This window comes from Streptomyces sp. NRRL S-1022, from assembly GCF_000720135.1.
In the GTDB taxonomy this organism is placed as follows: Bacteria; Actinomycetota; Actinomycetes; order Streptomycetales; family Streptomycetaceae; genus Streptomyces.
In genome coordinates this window covers 146,738-170,763 of record NZ_JOIU01000019.1, presented here as the reverse complement: position 1 = coordinate 170,763, position 24,026 = coordinate 146,738, and the positions used below count along the sequence as shown (strand labels likewise).

Sequence of the window (24,026 nt, the reverse complement as noted above, 5' to 3'; positions counted from 1 at the left end):
CGGCGCCGGAGAGCGGTCCGGTTTCACCCGGGCGGCTTCGCTCTTCGCCCGCTTTCATCCAGGTCCCCTCGGTTGCCCGCGAGACCGGGCGTGAGGGGGGCACGGGACGGGTCCGCGGCCGTCTTCCCGCCCCCGGACTGCCCGGGTGGGAGCCCGGACCGGAGGCTGCGGCGGGCGGGGAGCCGGCCGGCTTCGGCACCGGGCCGGAGGGTGTCGCCGTGACGCAGCCGGGAGAGGCGCCCCGCGGCGGTGAGGTCGACCGGAAGACGGGCGTGCAGCCGCTGCAGGACGCGGGTGTGCAGTCGCGTCATGAGCCGGAGCGCCCGGGCGGCCGGTGCCGCACCGCCCGGATCATCGGTCAGGGCCACCTCGACACCGCCGCTGAACTGGGCGGTGTAGTTGTACATGAAGCTGCACAGACATGCCAGGGCGGTGCCCAGGAAGACCTCCAGGGTGACGACCACGGCGGCGACGTACAGCGTCACGGAGGGCGTCGGCCACGCGCCCGGGATCAGGACGTCCAGAACGACCGACGCGGTGAGCACCGAGCCGAGGGCACCCGCCCCCAGCCCGCCCAGGAAGAGGAAACTCATCACCGTGACCGACCACGGGTTGGTCTCGACGATGCGCACGCGGGCGGACCGGCGCGGTGGGGGAGCGTGCGGGAGAATCCGCTCAGGGGCCGGCGCCCGCCGGGGCGACTGGGGTCCGGGTACCGTCGGGGTGCGCACCGTCGATGCCGTCACGCTGCGGGATCCGATCCTCGACGGCCGCGTACGGACTGTGCTGCGGGTCCTGATGCGCTGGGTTCGGCTCATGTCCACTCCCTGATTGGTCCGCACCTGCGACGGTAGGGGCAGATGTGCGGCCGCGCATCTCGATGGTGACTGTGAGTCACCATCGGACGGGCATGCGCCCGCCAGGCTCTCCGCCACTCCACGGGGACGGCCCGGACACGGCTCAGGCGGGCTCCTGGCCCCCCGGCCCGGGTCGCCTCAGAACCCGAACGTCCGCGGGCGTCTCAGTACCCGATCGTCCCCGGGCGTCTCGGGACCCGAACGTTCCGCGGGCGTCTCAGTACCCGAAGTCCTGCGTCCACCAAGGGCCGCCCGGGCCGAAGTGGACGCCGACGCCGAGGGTCTTGAAGTCGGGGTTCAGTATGTTGGCGCGGTGGCCGGGGCTGTTCATCCAGGACTGCATCACGGCCGCCGCGTCGGCCTGGCCGCGGGCTATGTTCTCGCCGCCGAGTTCGGTGATCCCGGCCGACGCGGCCCGGTCCCACGGCGTCCTGCCGTCCGGGTCGGTGTGGTCGAAGAAGCCCCGCGCGGCCATGTCGTCGCTGAACGACTCCGCCAGCCTCGTGAGTGAGGAGTTCGCCGCCAGCGGGCTGCGGCCGGCCTTCGCCCGCTCCTCGTTGACCAGCTTCAGCACCTCGGCCGCGACGGCGGCCTCCCGCGACACCGTCACCGGCGTCGAGGCCGGCGCCGGCGCCTTGGTGGCCGTACGGGACGGGGTGCTCCTCGGCTCGGCGGACGCGGCCGGGGTGGCGGGCGCGGCCGGGGTGGCGCGCCGGGCCGGCGTCTTCTTCGGCGCGGGCTTCGGGGCCGCCCTCTTCGACGGGGTCGCCGTGGCGGAAGGCCGCTTGGGCGCCGTCACCGGCGCCGACTTGGAAGCGGAGGGGGACGGGGCGGTGGACGGAGAGGTGGAGGCGGAGGCGGAGGGAGAGACCGAGGGAGAGGCCGAGGCGGACGGGCTCGGGGAGGTCCGGCGCCCGGCGTCGCCCCCGGCGGGCGTGGGGGCCGGGCTGTCGGCGCTGCCCGAGGTGCCGCCCTGCTCGCTGGCCGTGTTGCCGGGGGTGCGCGGGGCCTGCACCTGCTCGCCGCCGGTGGTCCGGCTCCCGCCGCCGAGCTGGTAGTGGCCCAGGCCCGGCACCACGCCGGCGGCCACCGCGGCCGTACCGAGGGCCACGGCCGCCGACACACCGAGCAGACCGGCGCGCACCGGCCGGCCGGACCCTCCGCGCCGGCGACGGCCGCTGGACGGCCCGCCGGAGCCGGAGTCCGAGGGGGAGGCGGGGCCGTCCTCCGTCGCGAACAGGTAGGCCTGCGCCTTGGCGGTGGCCTCGGCGTAGGCCTCCGGGTTCAGGTAGGGCGCGATGCCCGTGGGTATCTGCCGTCCCCCCGCGGACGAGAGCCAGGGGTCCTCGCTTCCGGAGCCGGAGCGCTGCGCGTGACCGACCCCCGTGGCGCGGCCCGTGGCGGCGCGGCCGGCGGCGGAGCGTCGGTGGCGTCCCATGTCCTTGCCCTCTTCCTCGTGCTCGCGGTCGAGCCGGTGCCGCAGGGCGAGCGACTCGCTGCTGAGTGACTCCCTCGGGCCGGCCCGGCTCACTCGATCGAGTGAGTTTCATATGCAATTCAGTGCGTCCGGACGGTACCCCATGGCGTCGCGGGGCGATGTGTCCCGAGCGACACCGGCCGGTTAGGTTGCACCCATGAGCGAGGAAGTACGACTGGTCGCCTGGGTCCGTGGACACGTGCAGGGCGTGGGTTTCCGCTGGTTCACGCGTGCCAAGGCGCTGGAGATCGGCGGGCTGAGTGGCTTTGCTCTCAATTTGGCCGACGGCCGGGTCCAGGTGGTCGCGGAGGGCGCGCGGGAGGGCTGCGAGGGCTTGCTGGACTGGCTCCAGGGCAGCGACACGCCCGGGCGCGTGGACGGCGTCACCGAGATCTGGGACACACCCCGTGGCGGTTACGACGGCTTCGCCGTCCGCTGAGCCGGGGCCGCACGGGCCCGCGTCCGGGCCCGCGGCAAGCTGCCGGGGGCATGTGCGGAAACGGAAACGCCCTGGTGGTTGCCAACAGAGGCGGGGCATGGCAGGCTCCGCTGGTACTGCTGGTCGCCACGCCCTGAGGGCCCGGAGGAGTCGCAGCGCCGCCGTTCTTCCGGCCGCGCACCCCGGTTCGCCCCCCAATACAGGGCGTGATCGTGTTGACCGTCAAACTTTTTGGTGAGACGCTGAAAGCCCCGCGCACCTTAGCTGTTTGGCATGGAACAACAGCAGAGCAACACCCGGATGTGCCAAGCACCGCGGGTGCGAATCCCTCACGACCCAACCGCATCGGTCGGTCACTCAGTGTGGAGGACCATCCATCATGGCAAAGGCGCTTCTCGGTTACGTCGGCGGCTCCGACCCTCGACTCCTCGCCGAGATGCGACGGCTGCAGCAGCGCGTGCAGGACCTGGAGTCCGAGCTTGGTCGGATCCAGGCGGAGAACGAAGCGCTGACGGCTGCCGCCTCTCAGGACAGGATCATGGAGAGCATCGACGCACACCAGGCGGAGCCTGCGCTCACCTGATTCGCTGCAAAGCTCCACAACAGCAGTCACAGCGATCTGTGCCCGTATCAACCGCTCAGTTGATCGGACGACTGAAACCCAGTCGTCAGAGTCTGCAAGGGACGCTTCGGCGTCCCTTCTTTCTTTCCCCCCGCATCCTTTCACCCTCTTCAACGTCTGGTGTGCCCTGCATGTTCAATGACGAAACCGCGGGGGTTGCGAGGGTTAATGGAGTGAGATAGCGGCGGCGGGTAGAGTCCAGCGGCGTGCACCTCAAGGCCCTGACCCTCCGCGGCTTCAAGTCGTTCGCCTCGGCGACCACGCTCCGGTTCGAACCAGGGATCACATGTGTCGTCGGACCGAACGGCTCGGGCAAGTCCAACGTCGTGGACGCGCTCAGCTGGGTCATGGGCGAGCAGGGCGCCAAGTCGCTGCGCGGCGGCAAGATGGAGGACGTCATCTTCGCCGGCACCACCGGCCGCCCGCCGCTGGGCCGCGCCGAGGTGTCCCTGACCATCGACAACTCCGACGGGGCGCTGCCCATCGAGTACGCCGAGGTCACCATCACGCGGATCATGTTCCGCAACGGCGGCAGCGAGTACCAGATCAACGGCGACACCTGCCGCCTCCTCGACATCCAGGAACTCCTCTCCGACTCCGGCATCGGCCGCGAGATGCATGTCATCGTCGGCCAGGGCCAGCTCGACTCCGTCCTGCACGCCGACCCCATGGGCCGCCGCGCCTTCATCGAGGAGGCGGCCGGCGTTCTCAAGCACCGCAAGCGCAAGGAGAAGGCGCTGCGGAAACTGGACGCGATGCAGGCCAACCTCGCGCGCGTCCAGGACCTCACCGACGAGCTGCGCCGCCAGCTCAAGCCCCTGGGCCGCCAGGCGGCGGTGGCCCGCCGGGCCGCCGTCATCCAGGCCGACCTCCGCGACGCCCGCCTGCGCCTCCTCGCCGACGACCTCGTCCGGCTGCGCGAAGCCCTCCGGGCCGAGATCGCCGACGAGGCCGCCCTGAAGGAGCGCAAGGAGACCGCCGAGCAGGAGCTGAAGAACGCCCTGCACCGCGAGTCCCTGCTGGAGGACGAGGTCCGCCGGCTCACCCCGCGCCTCCAGCGCGCCCAGCAGACCTGGTACGAGCTGTCCCAGCTGGCCGAGCGGGTGCGCGGCACCGTCTCGCTGGCCGACGCCCGGGTCAAGAGCGCCACCTCCGCCCCGCCCGAGGAACGGCGCGGCCGCGACCCGGAGGACCTGGAGCGCGAGGCCGCCCGCGTCCGTGAACAGGAGGCCGAGCTGGAGGCCGCCCTGGAAGCGGCCCAGCACGCGCTGGACGACACCGTCGCCCACCGCGCCGAACTGGAGCGCGAGCTGGCGGTCGAGGAGCGCCGGCTCAGGGACGTCGCCCGCGCCATCGCTGACCGCCGCGAAGGGCTGGCCCGCCTCTCCGGGCAGGTCAACGCGGCCCGCTCGCGCGCCGCCTCCGCCCAGGCCGAGATCGACCGGCTGGCCACGGCCCGCGACGAGGCACAGGAACGCGCGGTGCGCGCCCAGGAGGAGTACGAGACCCTGCAGACCGAGGTCGACGGCCTCGACGCCGGCGACGCCGACCTGGCCGAGCAGCATGAGCGCGCGAAACGGCAGCTCGCCGAGGCCGACACCGCCATGAGCGCGGCCCGCGAGGCGGTCACCGCGGCCGAACGCCGGCGCGCCGCGACCCAGGCCCGCCACGAGGCGCTGGCCCTGGGCCTCCGGCGCAAGGACGGCACCGGCATACTGCTGGGCGCCCGCGACCGGCTCACCGGGATCCTGGGACCGGCGGCCGAGCTGCTGAGCATCACCCCGGGCTACGAGATCCCCCTGGCCGCGGCCCTCGGCACGGCCGCGGACGCGATCGCCGTGACCACCCCCGCGGCAGCGGCCGAGGCGATCACCCTCCTGCGCAAACAGGACGGAGGCAGAGCGACCCTCCTCCTGTCGGGCACCCCGGAGGAAGCACCCCGCAGCGGCGCGGGGTACGGCGCGAGCAACCACGGCGGAGGGTCAGCCGACGGCGACGGCCGGACGCCCGGCAGGGGCGCGGGGTACGGCGCGATCAGCCACGACGCGCCCGCGGACAACCGACCGCCCGCAGACAGCCGACCGCCCGCAGACAGCCGACCGCCCGAGGACAGCCGGCCGCCCGCCGCCTCCCGGTACGCCGCCGACCTCGTCCGCGGCCCCGCCGACCTCATGCCCGCCGTACGCAGGCTGCTGCGCGGCATCGTCGTGGTGGGCACCCTGGACGACGCCGAGGCCCTGGTCTACGCCCACCCGGAGCTGACCGCCGTGACCGCCGAGGGCGACCTCCTCGGCGGCCACTTCGCGCACGGCGGCTCCGCCGGCGCCCCCAGCCTGCTGGAGGTGCAGGCCTCCGTGGACGAGGCCGCCGCCGAGCTGGCCGAGCTGGAGGTGCGCTGCCGGGAGCTGGCCGAAGCGCAGCGGACCGCGGCCGGGCAGCGCGAAGGGGCCGCGGCCCTCGTGGAAGAGCTCGCGGAGCGCCGGCGGGCCGCCGACCGGGAGAAGTCGGCCGTGGCCCAGCAGCTCGGCCGGCTGGCCGGGCAGGCGCGGGGTGCCGCCGGCGAGGCCGAGCGGTCTGCCGCGGCGGCGGCCCGTGCGCAGGAGGCGCTGGAGAAGGCCGTGCAGGAGGCCGAGGAGCTGGCCGAGCGGCTGGCCGTCGCCGAGGAGATGCCGGTGGAGGAGGAGCCGGACACCTCGGTGCGGGACCGGCTCGCCGCCGACGGCGCCAACGCCCGGCAGACCGAGATGGAGGCCCGCCTCCAGGTCCGTACGCACGAGGAGCGGGTCAAGGGGCTCGCCGGCCGCGCCGACGCGCTGGACCGGGCGGCCCGCGCGGAGCGCGAGGCACGCGCGCGTGCCGAGCAGCGGCGGGCCCGGCTGCGCCACGAGGCGGCGGTCGCCGAGGCCGTCGCCTCCGGCGCCCGGCAGCTGCTCGCGCACGTCGAGGTGTCCCTCGCCCGCGCCGGTCAGGAGCGCTCCGCCGCCGAGGCCGCCAAGGCCCGCGGCGAGCAGGAACTGGCCGCCGCCCGGACGGCGGGCCGTGAACTGAAGGCCGAACTCGACAAGTTGACGGATTCGGTTCACCGGGGCGAGGTACTCGGTGCGGAGAAGCGGCTGCGCATAGAGCAGCTGGAGACCAGGGCGCTGGAGGAGCTGGGTGTCGAACCGGAGGGACTGGTGGCGGAGTACGGCCCGTACCAGCTCGTGCCGCCCGCGCCCCCCGCCGACGGCGAGCAGCTGCCCGAGGACCCCGAGCACCCGCGGAACCAGCCGCGTCCCTTCGTCCGCGCCGAGCAGGAGAAACGGCTCAAGGCGGCCGAGCGGGCGTACCAGCAGCTGGGCAAGGTCAACCCGCTGGCGCTGGAGGAGTTCGCGGCGCTGGAGGAGCGGCACAAGTTCCTGAGCGAGCAGCTGGAGGACCTGAAGAAGACCCGCGCGGACCTGCTCCAGGTGGTCAAGGAGGTCGACGAGCGCGTCGAGCAGGTGTTCACGGAGGCCTACCGGGACACCGCCCGCGAGTTCGAGGGCGTCTTCAGCCGGCTGTTCCCGGGCGGTGAGGGCCGCCTGGTGCTGACCGACCCCGGCAACATGCTCACCACGGGCGTGGACGTCGAGGCGCGGCCGCCGGGCAAGAAGGTCAAGCGGCTCTCCCTGCTCTCGGGCGGCGAGCGCTCGCTGACGGCCGTCGCGCTGCTGGTGTCGATCTTCAAGGCCCGGCCGAGCCCGTTCTACGTCATGGACGAGGTCGAGGCGGCGCTGGACGACACCAACCTGCAGCGGCTGATCCGGATCATGCAGGAGCTGCAGGAGGCCTCCCAGCTGATCGTGATCACGCACCAGAAGCGCACGATGGAGGTCGCCGACGCGCTCTACGGCGTATCCATGCAGGGTGACGGTGTGTCGAAGGTCATCTCCCAGCGTCTGCGGTAACTGTCTGTTCAAGAAGTGAACACAACCCTCTCGGGCATATCTCAAAGCTCACAGTCATTGAACTATTGACTTCGAAACTTGAAGGCATAGTCTCTGCAACGTTGCTTTTACCTTCAGGTGTCACCACCTGAGAGGGCTCACCCCACACGGCAGCGTTGCCGTGGCCCGAGGAGAAACACGTGACCAGCACAGCGCAGGCACCTCAGCCAGGAGCCAGGACGGCTCACCCCGAACATCTCGGGCACGTCATCTTCATCGCAGCGGCCGCCGCCATGGGCGGTTTCCTCTTCGGCTACGACAGCTCCGTGATCAACGGCGCCGTCGAGGCCATCCGGGGCCGTTACGACATCGGATCCGCCGCCCTGGCCCAGGTCATCGCGATCGCCCTGATCGGCTGTGCCATCGGCGCCGCCACCGCGGGCCGCATCGCCGACCGCATCGGCCGCATCCGGTGCATGCAGATCGCCGCCGTCCTCTTCACGATCAGCGCCGTCGGCTCCGCACTGCCCTTCGCGCTGTGGGACCTCGCCTTCTGGCGCATCGTCGGCGGCTTCGCCATCGGCATGGCCTCCGTGATCGGCCCGGCCTACATCGCCGAGGTCGCCCCGCCCGCCTACCGCGGCCGGCTCGGCTCCTTCCAGCAGGCCGCGATCGTCGTCGGCATCGCCATCTCCCAGCTGGTCAACTGGGGCCTGCTCAACGCCGCCGGCGGCGACCAGCGCGGCAAGCTGATGGGCCTGGAGGCCTGGCAGGTCATGCTCGGTGTGATGGTCGTCCCGGCCGTCCTCTACGGCCTGCTCTCCTTCGCGATCCCCGAGTCCCCGCGCTTCCTGCTCTCCGTCGGCAAGCGGGACCGCGCCCGGGCGATCCTCGCCGAGGTCGAGGGTGACATCGACCTGGACGCCCGCGTGAGCGAGATCGAGCTCGCCATGAAGAGCGAGCACAGGTCGAGCTTCCGCGACCTGCTCGGCGGCGGCTTCTTCTTCAAGCCGATCGTCTGGGTCGGTATCGGCCTGTCGGTCTTCCAGCAGTTCGTCGGCATCAACGTCGCGTTCTACTACTCCTCGACGCTGTGGCAGTCGGTCGGTGTCGACCCGACGGACTCGTTCTTCTACTCCTTCACCACGTCGATCATCAACATCGTCGGCACCGTGATCGCGATGATCTTCGTGGACCGCGTCGGCCGCAAGCCGCTCGCGCTCATCGGCTCGGTCGGCATGGCCGTCGGCCTCGCGCTGGAGGCCTGGGCGTTCAGCTACGACCTGGTCGGCGGCAAGCTCCCGAGCGCGCAGGGCTGGACCGCCCTGATCGCCGCCCACGTGTTCGTCCTCTTCTTCGCCCTGTCCTGGGGTGTGGTCGTCTGGGTCATGCTCGGCGAGATGTTCCCGAACCGGCTCCGCGCCGCCGCCCTGGGCGTGGCCGCCGCCGCGCAGTGGATCGCCAACTGGGCCATCACCGCGAGCTTCCCGTCGCTGGCCGACTGGAGCCTCTCCGGCACCTACGTGATCTACACCGTCTTCGCCGCGCTCTCCGTCCCGTTCGTCCTGAAGTTCGTCAAGGAGACGAAGGGCAAGTCCCTGGAGGAGATGGGCTGAGCCTCGTAGCGAGGCCCCCCGCACTCGGGGAGAAGGGCCAAGTCCCCGCTGCCCCTCTCCTCGTACCGTCCGCCGCCCCCGGCCCGGCCACTGCCCGGACCGGGGGCGGCGGTGTCGTACGGCCCGGTGCCCGCGGCGGGAGGCGGGCGCCGGGCCGCCGCACGCGCGGCTCAGTCCGACAGGGCCGGCAGGACCCGCTCCGCGAAGAGCCTCAGGCTGCGCCAGCCCTCTGCCACCGGCATCCCGCCCGCCAGCGGGTGCAGTACCAGGCTGTCCAGGCCCTGGGCCACGCACTGCTCCGGGGTGAGGATCCGGTACACGCCCTCGGCGCGCAGCTCCGCCACGGTCGTGGCGGCGGACCGCACCGCCGAGCGGACACCGGCCGGCTGCCAGGAGGCGTAGGTCCGGGCCTCGTGCAGGAAGTGCCCGCCGTACGCGGCCCAGGCCCGGTCCGGGTCCTCGGCGAGGTGGAGCAGCGGGGTCTCGGCGGCCGGCATCATCGTCCAGCCCTCCGTGCCGTACGCGGTGAGCTGCTCCTTGTAGTACGCCTCCAGCTCCGGCAGGTGCGCGCTCGGGAAGAACGGCAGGCCCAGCCGGGCGGCCCGGCGGGCGGCGGCCTTCGAGGAACCGCCGACCAGCAGCAGCGGATGCGGATCGGTGTACGGGCGCGGGGTGAGCCGTACCCTGCGGCCCCGGTAGGTGAACTCCTCGCCGGTCCACGCCGCCAGCAGCGTCTCCAGCAGCTCGTCCTGGAGCCGGCCCCGGCGCTGCCAGTCCACGCCGAACAGGCCGTACTCCTCGGGCCGGTAGCCGATGCCCGCCACGGTCACCAGCCGGCCGCCGCTCAGCAGGTCGAGGACGGCGATGTCCTCGGCCAGCCGCAGCGGGTCGTGCAGCGGGCCGATCACCGCCGACACCGTCACCGCGATCCGGCGGGTCGCCCCGAACACCGCGCCCGCGAAGGTGAACGGCGACGGCAGCCAGTTGTTCTCCGCGCCGTGGTGCTCCTCGGTCTGCACGGTGGCGATCCCGTGGTCGTCGGCGTACGCGGCCATCTCCAGGGCGGCCCGGTAACGGGCGGAGAGGGCGGCGGGAGCGGCGCCGGGAGCGACGAGGTTGAAACGGACGACCGTGACGGGCATGGGAAGGTCCCCCTCCGGTGCGCTGCGATGGAGGGGGACCTTAGCTGACGAGGCGTCAGATCGCCAGGGGATCAGGGCTGCGGGACGACCGGTCCTGTGCACGCCGGGGAGGGGGCACGGGACCGGCGCGGCCGGCCGGGGTGTGTCACACGCCGGCGGTCTCGCGTTCCCCGGCCGGCTCGGCCGGTTCGGCCGTCCCGGACGGGCGGGCCACCGGCTTCGGCAGGACCAGGTAGAGCACGCCCGACACCACGATGGTCGCGACCCAGCCGAGGCCGTACTCGCCGATCACGTTGTTCGCCGCCAGCGGGCCGGTGAACCAGTCCGAGGTGGTGAACAGCAGGCCCGACACCAGGCCGATCGCCCAGGCGGCCACGGCCGCGGGGGAGAAGCCGCCCCGGTACCAGTAGGCGCTGGTGCGGCCGGTGTCGGCCATGGCCCGGCCGTCGTACTCGGTGCGGCGCAGCATGTCCGCGCCGAACACGCCGACCCAGGCGGAGAACGCGACGGCCAGCAGCGACAGGAAGGCGATGAACGAGCCCATGAAGCTCGTCGCCACCAGCATCAGCACCCCGCCGAAGACCAGCGAGATCACGGCGTTGACGGAGACCGCCCAGTGCCGCGGCACCTTGAAGCCGAGCGTCTGCGCGGTGAAGCCCGCCGAGTACATCGACATCGAGTTGATCAGCAGCATGCCGATCAGCGCGATGCACAGGTACGGCACGGCGATCCAGGTCGGCAGGATCTCGCCCAGGAAGGACACCGGGTCGCTCGCCGAGGCCAGGTCCGGCGTGCCGACCGCCATCACCGCGCCCATCAGGACCATCGGCAGCACGACGACACCGGCGCCGCCCACCGCCGTCCCCACGATCGCCCTGGAGGAGGCCGTGCGCGGCAGGTAGCGGGTGAAGTCCGGGGCGGACGGGATCCAGCTGACGCCGCCCGCCGCGATCATGCCGATGCCGGTGATCACCGCGGCCGTGGAGCCGGCGCTCTGGTCCAGCACCTTCGACCAGTCGGTGTTCGCCACCAGGTACCCCAGCACCAGCACCGAGAAGACGCCGAAGAGGTAGGTCGCGTACTTGTTGCACTTCTGCACGGCGTTGATGCCGAGCCCCGAGATCGCGAAGGTCGCGACGACGAACACCAGCAGCATCACCATGTCCAGCACGCTGTCGGCCTTCAGCCCGAACAGGATGTCCAGGATGGTGAGCATCGCGTAGGCGCCGGTCACCGCGTTGATGGTCTCCCAGCCCCAGCGCGCGACCCAGATCAGCGCACCGGGCAGCAGATTGCCGCGCTGCCCGAAGACCGCCCGCGACAGCGCCATGCCGGGCGCGCCGCCCCGCTTGCCCGCGATGCCGATCAGACCGACCAGGCCGTACGACACGATCGGCGCCGCCACCGCTACGACCAGCGCCTGCCAGATGTTCAGGTGGTACGCCACGACCAGGCTCGCGCCCATGGTCAGCAGCAGCACGCTGATGTTCGCGCCGACCCAGGTGGGGAACAGCTCCCGGGTCCGCGCGGTGCGCTCGTGGTCGGGGACCTGTTCGATGCCGCGGGTTTCGAGAGCGCCTTCGGTCTCGACGGTTTTGCTCATGAAAGAGGTGCCAGACGTGGGGGGACAGGGTGACGAGGGGACTCTACGCGCGTGGATGGAATCGCCACCATCGTACTTTGCTCCGAGTCCTTGCATTAAGTGGCCTTTGTCTCTCGGAGAAACCCACAAACGAGGCTCCGGGGAACCCCATGGCCGATACTGGTCGGGTTATGGAAACCGTCATCCTTGCTGTAGTCATCGCCGTGGTCGTGCTCGGCGCGCTCGGCGGGCTGATCGTGGGCAGCCGGCGCCGGAAGCCGCTGCCCCCGCCGCCCCCGAAGACGCCCGACATCACCGCGCCCCCGGCCGAGCCGCACGTCGGCGACGAGGCCGAGACGCCGCGCGACGAACCGCGCCGGACGATCGAGGAGGTGGATCTTCCCGGCGGCCCCGCACCGGTCGTCGTAGAGGAGCCCCCTGTTGTCGAGGTTCCCGGGATCGAGGTCCCGGAGCCCACCGCGGGCCGGCTCGTCCGGCTGCGCACCCGCCTGTCCCGCTCGCAGAACGCCCTCGGCAAGGGCCTGCTCACGCTGCTGTCCCGCGAGCACCTCGACGAGGACACCTGGGAGGAGATCGAGGACACGCTGCTCACCGCCGACGTCGGCGTGCAGCCCACCCAGGAACTGGTCGAGCGCCTGCGCGAACGCGTCAGGGTGCTCGGCACCCGCACCCCCGAGGAGCTGCGCGGCCTGCTGCGCGAAGAGCTGCTCACCCTGGTCGGCACCGACGCCGACCGCACGGTGAAGACCGAGCCCGAGGGCCGCAAGCCCGGCATCGTGATGGTCGTCGGCGTCAACGGCACCGGCAAGACCACCACCACCGGCAAGCTCGCCCGCGTGCTCGTCGCCGACGGCCGCACGGTCGTCCTCGGCGCCGCCGACACCTTCCGGGCCGCCGCCGCCGACCAGCTCCAGACCTGGGGCGAGCGCGTCGGCGCCTACACCGTGCGCGGACCGGAGGCCGGCGACCCCGCCTCCGTCGCCTTCGACGCGGTCAAGGAAGGCAAGGAGATGGGCGTCGACGTGGTGCTCATCGACACCGCGGGCCGCCTGCACACCAAGACCGGGCTCATGGACGAGCTGGGCAAGGTCAAGCGGGTCGTGGAGAAGCACGCGCCGCTCGACGAGGTGCTGCTCGTGCTGGACGCCACCACCGGCCAGAACGGCCTGGTGCAGGCCCGGGTCTTCGCCGAGGTCGTGGACATCACCGGCATCGTGCTGACCAAGCTGGACGGCACCGCGAAGGGCGGCATCGTCGTCGCGGTGCAGCGCGAGCTGGGCGTGCCGGTGAAGCTGATCGGGCTCGGCGAGGGCGCGGACGACCTCGCGCCGTTCGAGCCCGAGGCGTTCGTGGACGCCCTGATCGGTGACTGACCACCACCTCGGAACGCTTCGAGGTGGTCGGCGGAAAGCTCCCGCCCCCGCGGTGCAGTCGGGGACGGGAGCTTCGTCGTGTCCGGCCCCGCCTACGCCCGTGACCGGTGCGCCACGTACGCGAGCGTGCCCAGCAGCAGCCGGGCCGCCGGAGGCCGCGTCGCCGAGTCCAGCGCGGGCGGGCGCAGCCAGCGCACCGGGCCCAGGCCGCCCCGGTCGGAGGGCGGCGCGGTGATGTACGCGCCGGGGCCGAGGCCGCGCAGGTCCAGGGCGGCCGGGTCGTCCCAGCCCATGCGGTAGAGCAGCCGGGGGAGGCCGGCGGCGGCGCCGGGCGCGACGAAGAAGTGGGCGCGGCCGTCCGGGGTGGCGGTCACCGGGCCGAGGGGGAGGCCCATGCGCTCCAGCCGGACCAGCGCGCGACGGCCGGCCGGCTCCGCGACCTCCAGGACGTCGAAGGCCTGTCCCACCGGCAGCATCACCGAGGCGCCCGGGACCTCGGACCAGGCCTTGGTCACCTCGTCCAGCGTGGCCCCGGCCGGCACCGGTGGCGCGAACTCCAGCGGATGCGCGCCGGGCGCCGGGCAGTCGGACCGCCCGCAGGAGCAGACGCCCCCGGCGGCCCGCGCCCCCGGCACCACGTCCCAGCCCCACAGGCCGGTGAACTCGGCGACGGCGGTGCAGTCCGCGGTACGGCCGCGCCGACGCGTGCCGGAACGGATCTCGCGGATGCCGCCGATCGTGAAGCCCATGCCCCCTCCAACGGGTCCAGCGCGCCGGTGGTTACGACACGGAGTGAGACGGAAGCGGAACGTAACGCTACGGCTCCGCCTTCCCTTGGTGGTGCGGGGGCACGGCGGCGCCTTGAAGCGCGACCGGTGGCACAGCGGGGCATATGCGCCCCCGTGTGCGTCACTCCGCCCACTTCCGGCTGTCCTCTGTCAAGTGAATCGCGTGCCGGCCACCGTGAGTTCATTCGAAGGGGTGGCGAATGGTGGCGTTTCAGGGATTCCCGTGGCTGGACGGGTGATCGTAGGATTACTGTGAGTGTGCGAGCCCTGGGGGCACATGCCCCGCGGGTATGCCGGAGGCAAGTCGTCAACTCGTTCGAAGGGTGAGAACCGGCGGACGGGGAGCCGTATTTACCGGCATTCTGATAGGGCTTGGCGCACCAGGCGACAAGTGGTCTCAGGGATGGGGGCGTTCCAGTGGGCGGCAACGGCGGTAGCGGGACGAACGCTGACAAGCGCCCCAATGAGCTGCTCGGCTCGTGGTTCGTGCGCAGCGGCTGGTCCAAGGGCGAGCTGGCCCGCCAAGTGAACCGCCGGGCGCGCCAGCTGGGCGCCAACCACATCTCCACCGACACCTCGCGGGTGCGCCGCTGGCTGGACGGGGAGAACCCGCGTGAACCGATCCCGCGCATCCTCTCCGAGCTGTTCTCCGAGCGCTTCGGGTGCGTGGTCTCCATCGAGGACCTCGGCCTGCGCGCCGCCCGCCAGTCGCCCGCCGCCTCCGGAGTGGACCTGCCCTGGACGGCCCCGCAGACGGTCGCCCTGCTCGGCGAGTTCTCGCGCAGCGACCTGATGCTCGCCCGGCGCGGCTTCCTCGGCACCTCGCTCGCCCTGTCCGCCGGCCCCTCCCTCATCGAGCCCATGCAGCGCTGGCTCGTGCCCGCGTCGGCCTCCCCGGTCCCGCCCGAGCCCCAGCCCGCCCTGGACTCCCGGCGGCCGGGCCGGCTCTCCAAACCCGAGCTGGACCTGCTGGAGTCCACCACGCGCATGTTCCGCCAGTGGGACGCCCAGTGCGGCGGCGGCCTGCGCCGCAAGGCGGTCGTCGGCCAGCTGCACGAGGTCACCGACCTGCTCCAGGAACCCCAGCCCGAGTCCACCAGCCGCAAGCTGTTCCAGGTCGCCGCCGAGCTGGCCGAACTGGCCGGCTGGATGAGTTACGACGTCGGCCTCCAGGCCACCGCGCAGAAGTACTTCGTGCTCGCCCTGCACGCCGCCAAGGAAGCCGGCGACAAGCCGCTCGGCTCGTACGTCCTGTCCAGCATGAGCCGCCAGATGATCCACCTCGGCCGGCCCGAGGACGCCCTGGAACTGATCCACCTCGCGCAGTACGGCAGCCGCGACTGCGCGAGCCCGCGCACCCAGGCCATGCTGTATGCGATGGAGGCCCGCGCCTACGCCAACATGGGCCAGCCCGGCAAGACCAAGCGTGCCGTCCGGATGGCCGAGGACACCTTCGCCGAGGCCGACGAGTGGGACGAGCCGGATCCCGACTGGATCCGCTTCTTCTCCGAGGCCGAGCTGTACGGCGAGAACTCCCACTCCTACCGTGACCTCGCCTACGTCGCCGGCCGCAGCCCCACCTACGCCTCCCTGGCCGAGCCGCTGATGCGCAAGGCGGTGGAGAAGTTCGCCGAGGACGCGGAGCACCAGCGGTCGTACGCCCTCAACCTCATCGGCATGGCCACCGTGCACCTGCTCCAGCGCGAGCCCGAGCAGAGCACCGCCTACGCCTCGCGCGCCATGCAGATCGCCAAAAAGGTCCGCTCCGAGCGTGTGAACACTCGTATCCGAAAGACGGTCGACACGGCCGTCCGGGACTACGGCGACCTCGCCGCCGTGGTCGACCTCTCCGAGCAGCTCGCCGTCGACCTGCCGGAGAACGCCGAGGCCGTCTGACCCCGCGGCCCCCGGTCCCCGGCCGCGGCCGGTCCTCCCGAACTGCCCGACTCGGCTCCCCCATGCCAGGTCATCGGAAGGCCCGCCGCGGCCGGTCTCTTGTGTGCGCCCGAACCGGCGCCGCTCCCGCGGACGTGGTGCCGGCCGACGTGGTTCCCGCAGGAATGGTCGTGGTCGTGCTCATGATGGTTGCGTGACGATAACGATCGGCGGGCCCGGAATCCGGCGCTTCATCCACGCGTAACACGCACGGCGCCCTTGTCACCCCGGCGAAACAACGAGGGGCTTCCACCGAAACCGCGCTGCGCGAATCTCATGGCGCATAACCGGCCCACCCCCCGACCCGACCGGACCGCTCAGGCACCGCCCGCACGGGGCCGCACAACCGACGAGGAGACGCCGATGGCACCAGCCATCATGCTTGCGGCGGACGCACCCAAGTTGTCGTCCGCCAACACAGGCTTCATGCTCATCTGTTCCGCCCTGGTGATGCTCATGACTCCGGGACTGGCCTTCTTCTACGGGGGCATGGTCCGCGTCAAGAGCACGCTGAACATGCTGATGATGAGCTTCATCAGCCTCGGGATCGTCACCATCCTGTGGGTGCTGTACGGCTTCTCCCTCGCCTTCGGCACCGGCAGCAGCCTCCTCGGCTGGAACGCCGACTGGATCGGCCTCAGCAACATCGGCCTCACCGAGCTCTGGGACGGCTACACCATCCCGGTCTTCGTGTTCATGGTCTTCCAGCTGATGTTCGCGATCATCACCCCGGCCCTGATCAGCGGCGCCCTGGCCGACCGGGTCAAGTTCTCCGCCTGGGCCCTCTTCGTCGCCCTGTGGGTCACGATCGTCTACGTCCCGGTCGCCCACTGGGTCTGGGGCGCCGACGGCTGGGCCTACAAGCTCGGCGTGATCGACTTCGCGGGCGGTACGGCGGTCCACATCAACGCCGGTGCGGCGGCGCTCGGTGTCATCCTCGTCATCGGCAAGCGCGTCGGCTTCAAGCGTGACCCCATGCGCCCGCACAGCCTCCCGCTGGTCATGCTCGGCGCCGGTCTGCTCTGGTTCGGCTGGTTCGGTTTCAACGCCGGCTCCTGGCTCGGCAACGACGACGGCGTCGGCGCGCTGATGTTCGTCAACACCCAGGTCGCCACGGCCGCCGCCATGCTGGCCTGGCTCGCCTACGAGAAGATCCGGCACGGCGCGTTCACCACGCTCGGCGCCGCCTCCGGCGCGGTCGCCGGTCTGGTCGCCATCACCCCGTCGGGCGGCGCTGTCTCCCCGCTCGGCGCGATCGCCGTCGGCGCCATCGCCGGTGTCGCCTGCGCCGCGGCCGTGGGCCTGAAGTTCAAGTGGGGCTACGACGACTCCCTCGACGTCGTCGGCGTCCACATGGTCGGCGGCATCATCGGCTCCCTGCTGATCGGCTTCTTCGCCACCGGCAAGGGCCAGTCCACCGCCACGGGCGTGTTCTACGGCGACCACACCTTCACCCAGCTGTGGAAGCAGTGCGCCGGTGTCTTCGCGGTCCTCGCCTACTCCCTGATCGTCTCCGCCGTCCTCGCCTTCCTCCTCGACAGGACCCTCGGCATGCGGGTCACCGAGGACGAGGAGATCTCCGGCATCGACCAGGCCGAGCACGCCGAGACCGCATACGACTTCAGCGGCGCCGGCGGCGGCGTCACCGGGTCCCTCGCCGCCCCGGCCCCGGCCGCCGCGCAGAACAGGAAGGTGGACGCATGAAGCTCATCACCGCCGTCGTGAAGCCCCACCGGCTCGACGAGATCAAGGAAGCCCTCCAGGCCTTCGGCGTCCACGGCCTCACGGTCACCGAGGCCAGCGGCTACGGCCGGCAGCGCGGCCACACCGAGGTCTACCGCGGCGCCGAGTACACCGTCGACCTCGTCCCCAAGATCCGCATCGAGGTGCTGGCCGAGGACGACGACGCCGACCAGCTGATCGAGGTCGTCGTCAAGGCGGCCCGCACTGGCAAGATCGGGGACGGCAAGGTCTGGTCCCTGCCCGTGGAGACCGCCGTACGGGTCCGCACGGGCGAGCGGGGGCCGGACGCGCTCTGACGGAGCAGAATCCGAGTCAGGGGAAAGCCGGGGGAAACAGGACAGGAGTCGCCGGGTGACGGGTACGGATGTGCGCAAAGAGACGGAAGACTCGGGACCCGGCGGCTACGCGGCGGCCCGGCTGCGCCTCCTCACCGAGGGGGCGCGGTCCGGGCCGCCGCGCCGTACCGCCCTGTCGGAACTGACCGACGACTGGCTCGCCGGACTGTTCGGTGCGGCGGCGGGCGCGGCGCACGGCGTCTCGCTCGTGGCCGTCGGCGGCTACGGCCGCGGGGAGCTCTCCCCGCGCAGCGACCTCGACCTGGTCCTGCTGCACGACGGCTCCGACCCCGCCGCCGTGGCCGCCCTCGCCGACCGCATCTGGTACCCCGTCTGGGACCTCGGCCTCGCCCTCGACCACTCCGTGCGCACCCCCGCCGAGGCCCGCAGGACGGCCGGCGAGGACCTCAAGGTCCATCTCGGCCTGCTGGACGCCCGCCACCTCGCCGGCGACGCCGGGCTCACCGCCGGCCTGCGCACCGCCGCCCTCACCGACTGGCGCAACCAGGCCCCCGGACGCCTCCCCGAACTACAGGAGCTGTGCGCCGAACGCGCCGCCCGCCAGGGCGAACTGCAGTACCTGCTGGAACCCGACCTCAAGGAGGCCCGCGGAGGCCTGCGCGACGCCACCGCCCTGCGCGCCGTCGCCGCCTCCTGGCTCGCCGACGCCCCGCGCGAGGGCCTGGCGGACGCCCGCCGCCGCCTGCTCGACGTACGGGACGCCCTGCACCTGGCCACCGGCCGCGCCACCGACCGGCTCGCCCTCCAGGAACAGGACCAGGTCGCCGCCGAGCTGGACCTGCTCGACGCCGACACCCTGCTGCGGCAGGTCTACGAAGCGGCGCGCGTGATCGCGTACGCCAGCGACGTCACCTGGCGCGAAGTGGGGCGCGTCCTGCGCTCGCGCGCCGTCCGGCCGCGCCTGCGCGCCATGCTGGGCGGCGGCAAGCCGGTGACCGAGCGTTCCCCGCTCGCCGAGGGCGTGGTCGAACAGGACGGCGAGGTGGTGCTCGCCCGCGCCGCACGCCCCGAACGCGATCCCGTGCTCCCGCTGCGCGCCGCGGCCGCCGCCGCCCAGGCCGGCCTCCCGCTCTCCCTGCACGCCGTGCGTCGCATGGCCGCCACCGGGCGCCCGCTGCCCACGCCCTGGCCCGCCGAGGCCCGCGAACAGCTCGTCACCCTGCTCGGCTCCGGCCGCCCCACGATCGAGGTCTGGGAGGCGCTGGAGGCCGAGGGCCTGATCACCCGCCTGCTCCCCGACTGGGAACGGGTCCGCTGCCGCCCCCAGCGCAACGCCGTCCACATCTGGACGGTCGACCGGCACCTGATCGAGACCGCCGCCCGCGCCTCCGAACTCACCCGCCGGGTCAGCCGCCCCGACCTGCTCCTGGTCGCCGCCCTGCTGCACGACATCGGCAAGGGCTGGCCCGGTGACCACTCGGTGGCCGGCGAGATCATCGCCAGGGACGTCGCCGCGCGCATCGGCTTCGACCGGGCGGACGTGGCCGTGCTCTCGCTGCTGGTCCGCCACCACCTGCTGCTCGTCGAGACGGCCACCCGCCGTGACCTGGACGATCCCGCCACCGTCCGCTCCGTGGCCGAGGCGGTCGGCAGCCAGAGCACCCTGGAACTGCTGCACGCCCTCACCGAGGCCGACGCCCTCGCCACCGGCCCGGCAGCCTGGTCCTCCTGGCGCGGCTCCCTCGTCGCCGACCTCGTGCGGCGCGTCTCCGCCGTGCTCGCCGGGGCCGCCCCCGACGAGCCCGAGCCGGCCGCGCCCACCGCCGAGCAGGAACGCCTCGCCATCGAGGCCTTCCGCACCGGCGGCCCGGTCCTCGCCCTGCGCGCCCAGCCCGAACCGGTCACCGAGGAGCCGTCCGGCGACCCGGAACCCCTGGGTGTCGAACTCCTCATCGCCGTGCCCGACCAGCCCGGCGTCCTCCCCGCCGTCGCCGGCGTCCTCGCGGTGCACCGCCTCACCGTCCGCACGGCGGAACTGCGCGCCGTCAGCCTGCCGGACGACATGGACGACATGGACGACGAGGGCGCGGTCCTGCTGCTCAACTGGCGGGTCGCCGCCGAGTACGGCTCCCTGCCCCAGGCGGCCCGGCTCCGCAGCGACCTGGTCCGCGCCCTGGACGGCAGCCTCGACATCGCCGGCCGCCTCGCCGAGCGCGACGCGGCCTACCCGCGCCGCCGCGGCTGGACCGCCCCGCCGCCCCGCGTCACGGTCGCCCCGGCCGCCTCCCACCACGCCACGGTCATCGAGGTCCGCACCCAGGACGCCCCGGGCCTGCTCCACCGCATCGGCACGGCCCTGGAGAAGGCGGGCGTACGGGTCCGGAGCATGCACGTGAGCACCCTGGGTTCCAACGCGGTCGACGCGTTCTACGTCACCACGGGCGCCGGCACCCCCCTGCCGGCCGCGGACGCGTCCTCGCTGGCGCAGGTGCTGGAGGAGACCCTGCGGGCCTGACCTTCCGGTCCGTGCCCGTCGGCCCGGTCCCGCTCGCCGAACCGCGCAGGCGGGGACGATTTGCTTGCGGGGCCGGATACCCTGGAAGACGCTCAGACCGCCCCCGACACCGAGGACCGAAGCCGCCGTGTTCGATACTCTTTCCGACCGCCTCAGCGCGACTTTCAAAAACCTCCGCGGGAAGGGCCGGCTGAGCGAAGCGGACATCGACGCCACGGCCCGGGAAATCCGCATCGCTCTTCTCGAAGCCGACGTCGCTCTCCCCGTCGTCCGCGCGTTCATCAAGAACCTCAAGGAGCGCGCGCTCGGTGCCGAGGTCTCCAAGGCGCTGAACCCCGCCCAGCAGGTCCTCAAGATCGTCAACGAGGAACTGATCACCATCCTCGGCGGTGAGACCCGGCGGCTGCGGTTCGCCAAGCAGCCGCCCACCGTGATCATGCTGGCCGGCCTCCAGGGTGCCGGCAAGACCACCCTCGCGGGCAAGCTCGGCCGGTGGCTGAAGGAGCAGGGCCACTCGCCGCTGCTGGTCGCCGCCGACCTCCAGCGCCCGAACGCCGTCAACCAGCTGAGCGTCGTCGCCGAGCGCGCCGGCGTCGCGGTGTACGCGCCGGAGCCGGGCAACGGCGTGGGCGACCCGGTGAAGGTCGCCAAGGACTCCATCGACTTCGCGCGGTCCAAGGTCCACGACATCGTGATCGTGGACACCGCCGGCCGCCTCGGTATCGACGCCGAGATGATGCAGCAGGCCGCGGACATCCGCGACGCCGTCTCCCCGGACGAGATCCTGTTCGTCGTCGACGCGATGATCGGCCAGGACGCCGTCAACACCGCCGAGGCCTTCCGCGACGGCGTCGGCTTCGACGGCGTGGTCCTGTCCAAGCTCGACGGTGACGCCCGCGGTGGCGCCGCCCTGTCCATCCGGCAGGTCACCGGCAAGCCGATCATGTTCGCGTCGAACGGCGAGAAGCTGGACGACTTCGACGCGTTCCACCCGGACCGGATGGCCTCCCGCATCCTCGACATGGGTGACCTGCTCACCCTGATCGAGCAGGCGGAGAAGACGTTCAGCCAGGAAGAGGCCCAGAAGATGGCCTCCAAGCTGGCGTCGAAGAAGGGCCAGGACTTCACCCTGGACGACTTCCTGTCCCAGATGGAGCAGGTCAGGAAGATGGGCAGCATCTCGAAGCTGCTCGGGATGCTGCCCGGCATGGGCCAGATCAAGGACCAGATCAACAACATCGACGAGCGCGACGTGGACCGCACCGCCGCGATCATCAAGTCGATGACCCCGGCAGAGCGCCAGGACCCGACGATCATCAACGGCTCCCGCCGCGCCCGTATCGCCCGTGGTTCCGGCGTCGAGGTCAGCGCCGTGAAGAACCTGGTCGAGCGGTTCTTCGAGGCCCGCAAGATGATGTCCCGCATGGCCCAGGGCGGGATGCCGGGCATGCCGGGGATGCCGGGCATGGGCGGCGGCCCCGGCCGGCAGAAGAAGCAGCAGAAGAAGGCCAAGGGCAAGCAGCGCTCCGGCAACCCGATGAAGCGCAAGCAGCAGGAGCTGGAGGAGGCCGCCCGCCGGGCCGCCGCCGCGGTGGAGGGCGGCAACGCCTTCGGTCTGCCGGGCCAGCAGGGCGGCCAGGACTTCGAGCTGCCCGACGAGTTCAAGAAGTTCATGGGCTGAGTCCCGTGCGCACGGCCTGAGGGGCGCCTCCTTCCGCGGGGGGCGCCCCTTGCGCGTGCCGAGGGCCGCCGGGTGTCGTAACGTCCAGATATGAGCGATGCGGCGCCACCCCGCAAGACGCCTGATCAGCCGTGGCGCGCCGAGGGCACACCGGACGAGTCCCCCCGGCGGCCGGGCCGGCTCCGGGGCGGCAAGTGGTGGGGCCTGCTCGCCACCGCGGTGATCGTCTTCGTGCTGGCCTACGTCGGGCTGCACTACTTCGGCCAGGGCAACGAGCCGACGATCTCGTACACGGAGTTCAGCCGGCAGGTCGGCGCGGGCAACGTCGCCAAGATCTACTCCAAGGGCGACGCGATCCAGGGCGAGCTCAGGAGCGCCCGTGCCAACCCCGAGGGCGGCGGCGACTACACCAAGTTCAAGACGCAGCGGCCGGCCTTCGCCGCGGACCGGCTGTGGCAGAACCTGAGCAGCCACGGGGTCACGGTGACCGCGCAGCCGGTGGTGCAGGAACGCAGCTTCGTGGCCAACGCGCTGATCTCCCTGATCCCGATCGTGGTGCTGGTCGTGGTGTGGGTCCTCGTCTCACGGCGGCTCGGCGGGTCCCTGCCGGGCGCGGGCGGGCTGTTCGGGCGCCGGGCGCCACCCAGGCCGGTCGGGCTGCGGCCGGGCACCGGGCGTACGACCTTCGCGGACGTGGCCGGCATCGACGAGGTCAAGGGCGAACTGGACGACGTCGTCGACTTCCTGGAGCACCCGGACGTCTACCGCAGGATGGGCGCGAAGCTGCCCCGCGGTGTGCTGCTCTCCGGGCCGCCCGGCACCGGCAAGACCCTGCTCGCCCGGGCGGTCGCGGGGGAGGCCGGTGTGCCGTTCTTCTCGGCCTCGGCGTCGGAGTTCATCGAGATGATCGTGGGCGTCGGCGCGTCCCGCGTCCGCGAACTGTTCGCCGAGGCCCGCAAGGTGGCGCCCTCGATCATCTTCATCGACGAGATCGACACCATCGGACGCGCGCGCGGCGGCAGTTCCGCGATGAGCGGCCACGACGAGCGCGAACAGACGCTGAACCAGATCCTCACGGAGATGGACGGCTTCTCGGGCTCGGAGGGCGTGATCGTCATCGCGGCGACCAACCGCGCGGACATCCTGGACCCGGCGCTGACCCGTCCCGGCCGCTTCGACCGGGTGGTCACCGTGTCCCCGCCGGACCGCGGCGGCCGCGAGGCGATCCTGCGCATCCACACCCGGCAGATCCCGCTCGCACCCGACGTGGACCTGACCCAGGTGGCCCGGGTGACCCCGGGCATGACCGGCGCGGATCTGGCCAACCTCGCCAACGAGGCCGCTCTGCTCGCGGTCAAACGCAAGCAGGAGCAGGTGACCGGCGCCCATCTGTCCGAGGCGCTGGAGAAGGTGCAGCTGGGCGCCGAACGCACGCTGATCATGCCGGAGGACGACCGCCGCCGTACCGCGTACCACGAGAGCGGCCACGCCCTGCTCGGCATGCTGCAGCCCGGCGCCGACCCCGTCCGCAAGATCACCATCGTGCCGCGCGGCCGGGCGCTCGGCGTGACCATGTCCACCCCCGAGGTGGAGCGGTACGCGCACTCCGAGGAGTACCTGCGCGGGCGCATCATCGGCGCGCTCGGCGGCATGGCGGCGGAGGAGGTCGTCTACGGGGTCGTCACGACCGGTGCGGAGAACGACCTCGAACAGGTCACCAACATCGCGCGCGGGATGGTGGGCCGCTGGGGCATGAGCGAACGCGTCGGCCGGCTGTCCGCCCTGCCCAGCGACGCCCAGCAGGCCTACGGGCTGTCCGCCGCCCCGCAGACCCTGGACGTCATCGACTCCGAGATGCGGCGGATCGTGGACGAGTGCTACGCGGAGGCGTGCCACAAGCTCCGTGACCACCGGGGCCGGCTGGACGCGCTGGCGCAGGCGCTGCTGGAGACGGAGACGCTGGACGAGGCCGACGCGTACCGGATCGCCGGGATCACGCGCCTCACCAAGGGCGGCGAGAGCTGAAGCCCG

The 24,026-nt window shown here is 72.2% G+C and carries 16 protein-coding genes; 11 read left to right on the top strand and 5 right to left on the bottom strand.

Annotated features, from left to right (window positions below; all coding sequences use genetic code 11):
- Window positions 1-23: 23 nt before the first annotated feature.
- Together IG05_RS43850 and IG05_RS0126630 are read right to left on the bottom strand one after the other, a co-directional pair.
- Window positions 24-632 carry a DUF3566 domain-containing protein gene (locus tag IG05_RS43850; protein WP_030346497.1) on the bottom strand — a complete coding sequence of 203 codons (609 nt, stop codon included), beginning with the start codon at window positions 630-632 and terminating at the stop codon, window positions 24-26.
- A 442-nt stretch (window positions 633-1,074) separates the two neighbouring features.
- The gene (locus tag IG05_RS0126630; protein ID WP_030346496.1) at window positions 1,075-2,295 is read right to left on the bottom strand and encodes a CAP domain-containing protein; all 1,221 of its coding nucleotides are present in this window, start codon (window positions 2,293-2,295) and stop codon (window positions 1,075-1,077) included.
- A 196-nt stretch (window positions 2,296-2,491) separates the two neighbouring features.
- Here IG05_RS0126630 and IG05_RS0126625 point away from each other — a divergent pair, with 196 nt between their 5' ends.
- The 4 genes from IG05_RS0126625 to IG05_RS0126610 all read left to right on the top strand — a co-directional run bounded on the left by IG05_RS0126625 (window position 2,492) and on the right by IG05_RS0126610 (window position 8,919).
- Complete coding sequence (locus IG05_RS0126625) at window positions 2,492-2,773, top strand: acylphosphatase (RefSeq protein ID WP_030346495.1); 282 nt, start codon at window positions 2,492-2,494, stop codon at window positions 2,771-2,773.
- Window positions 2,774-3,152: 379 nt separating this feature from the next.
- Window positions 3,153-3,356, top strand: coding sequence for a hypothetical protein (locus IG05_RS0126620; protein WP_030346494.1), 204 nt, complete (start codon window positions 3,153-3,155; stop codon window positions 3,354-3,356).
- 245 nt (window positions 3,357-3,601) lie between these two features.
- Window positions 3,602-7,324, top strand: coding sequence for an AAA family ATPase (locus IG05_RS0126615; RefSeq protein WP_030346492.1), 3,723 nt, complete (start codon window positions 3,602-3,604; stop codon window positions 7,322-7,324).
- Between the two features lie 179 nt (window positions 7,325-7,503).
- Window positions 7,504-8,919 (top strand): sugar porter family MFS transporter, encoded by a 1,416-nt coding sequence (locus IG05_RS0126610; protein ID WP_030346490.1) that lies wholly within the window; start codon window positions 7,504-7,506, stop codon window positions 8,917-8,919.
- A 170-nt stretch (window positions 8,920-9,089) separates the two neighbouring features.
- Here the strand turns inward: IG05_RS0126610 and IG05_RS0126605 are convergent, their stop codons facing one another.
- Window positions 9,090-10,061 (bottom strand): LLM class flavin-dependent oxidoreductase, encoded by a 972-nt coding sequence (locus tag IG05_RS0126605; RefSeq protein WP_030346488.1) that lies wholly within the window; start codon window positions 10,059-10,061, stop codon window positions 9,090-9,092.
- A 145-nt stretch (window positions 10,062-10,206) separates the two neighbouring features.
- Entirely contained in the window at window positions 10,207-11,664 is a 1,458-nt protein-coding gene (locus IG05_RS0126600; protein WP_030346485.1) for a cytosine permease, read from the bottom strand.
- A 170-nt stretch (window positions 11,665-11,834) separates the two neighbouring features.
- Between IG05_RS0126600 and ftsY the strand changes: the two genes are divergently transcribed.
- Complete coding sequence (gene ftsY, locus IG05_RS0126595) at window positions 11,835-13,037, top strand: signal recognition particle-docking protein FtsY (protein WP_030346484.1); 1,203 nt, start codon at window positions 11,835-11,837, stop codon at window positions 13,035-13,037.
- Between the two features lie 92 nt (window positions 13,038-13,129).
- Here the strand turns inward: ftsY and IG05_RS0126590 are convergent, their stop codons facing one another.
- Window positions 13,130-13,786: a bifunctional DNA primase/polymerase gene (locus tag IG05_RS0126590; protein ID WP_030346482.1), complete on the bottom strand. Its 657-nt coding sequence runs from the start codon at window positions 13,784-13,786 to the stop codon at window positions 13,130-13,132.
- A gap of 456 nt (window positions 13,787-14,242) precedes the next feature.
- Here IG05_RS0126590 and IG05_RS0126585 point away from each other — a divergent pair, with 456 nt between their 5' ends.
- The 6 genes from IG05_RS0126585 (at window position 14,243) to ftsH (ending at window position 24,020) form a co-directional block, all read left to right on the top strand.
- Window positions 14,243-15,721 carry a hypothetical protein gene (locus tag IG05_RS0126585; protein WP_030346479.1) on the top strand — a complete coding sequence of 493 codons (1,479 nt, stop codon included), beginning with the start codon at window positions 14,243-14,245 and terminating at the stop codon, window positions 15,719-15,721.
- A 402-nt stretch (window positions 15,722-16,123) separates the two neighbouring features.
- Entirely contained in the window at window positions 16,124-17,464 is a 1,341-nt protein-coding gene (locus IG05_RS0126580) for an ammonium transporter (protein ID WP_030346477.1), read from the top strand.
- Window positions 17,461-17,799, top strand: coding sequence for a P-II family nitrogen regulator (locus tag IG05_RS0126575; RefSeq protein WP_030346475.1), 339 nt, complete (start codon window positions 17,461-17,463; stop codon window positions 17,797-17,799). Before IG05_RS0126580 ends, IG05_RS0126575 begins: the two co-directional genes overlap by 4 nt.
- 55 nt (window positions 17,800-17,854) lie before the next feature.
- Window positions 17,855-20,314, top strand: a complete 2,460-nt coding sequence (locus IG05_RS0126570) for a [protein-PII] uridylyltransferase (protein ID WP_030346472.1) — start codon at window positions 17,855-17,857, stop codon at window positions 20,312-20,314.
- Between the two features lie 127 nt (window positions 20,315-20,441).
- On the top strand, window positions 20,442-21,995 hold the full coding sequence (ffh, locus tag IG05_RS0126565) for a signal recognition particle protein (RefSeq protein WP_030346471.1): 1,554 nt from the start codon (window positions 20,442-20,444) through the stop codon (window positions 21,993-21,995).
- 90 nt (window positions 21,996-22,085) lie between these two features.
- Window positions 22,086-24,020 (top strand): ATP-dependent zinc metalloprotease FtsH, encoded by a 1,935-nt coding sequence (gene ftsH / locus IG05_RS0126560; RefSeq protein WP_030346470.1) that lies wholly within the window; start codon window positions 22,086-22,088, stop codon window positions 24,018-24,020.
- The last annotated feature ends 6 nt before the right edge of the window (window positions 24,021-24,026 follow it).

Coding starts and splice junctions, on each gene's coding strand:
- IG05_RS0126630 (WP_030346496.1), bottom strand. CDS start 2,295: ATGGGACGCCACCGACGCTCCGCCGCCGGCCGCGCCGCCACGGGCCGC.
- IG05_RS0126625 (WP_030346495.1), top strand. CDS start 2,492: ATGAGCGAGGAAGTACGACTGGTCGCCTGGGTCCGTGGACACGTGCAG.
- IG05_RS0126620 (WP_030346494.1), top strand. CDS start 3,153: ATGGCAAAGGCGCTTCTCGGTTACGTCGGCGGCTCCGACCCTCGACTC.
- IG05_RS0126605 (WP_030346488.1), bottom strand. CDS start 10,061: ATGCCCGTCACGGTCGTCCGTTTCAACCTCGTCGCTCCCGGCGCCGCT.
- IG05_RS0126600 (WP_030346485.1), bottom strand. CDS start 11,664: ATGAGCAAAACCGTCGAGACCGAAGGCGCTCTCGAAACCCGCGGCATC.
- ftsY (WP_030346484.1), top strand. CDS start 11,835: ATGGAAACCGTCATCCTTGCTGTAGTCATCGCCGTGGTCGTGCTCGGC.
- IG05_RS0126590 (WP_030346482.1), bottom strand. CDS start 13,786: ATGGGCTTCACGATCGGCGGCATCCGCGAGATCCGTTCCGGCACGCGT.
- IG05_RS0126580 (WP_030346477.1), top strand. CDS start 16,124: ATGGCACCAGCCATCATGCTTGCGGCGGACGCACCCAAGTTGTCGTCC.
- IG05_RS0126575 (WP_030346475.1), top strand. CDS start 17,461: ATGAAGCTCATCACCGCCGTCGTGAAGCCCCACCGGCTCGACGAGATC.
- ftsH (WP_030346470.1), top strand. CDS start 22,086: ATGAGCGATGCGGCGCCACCCCGCAAGACGCCTGATCAGCCGTGGCGC.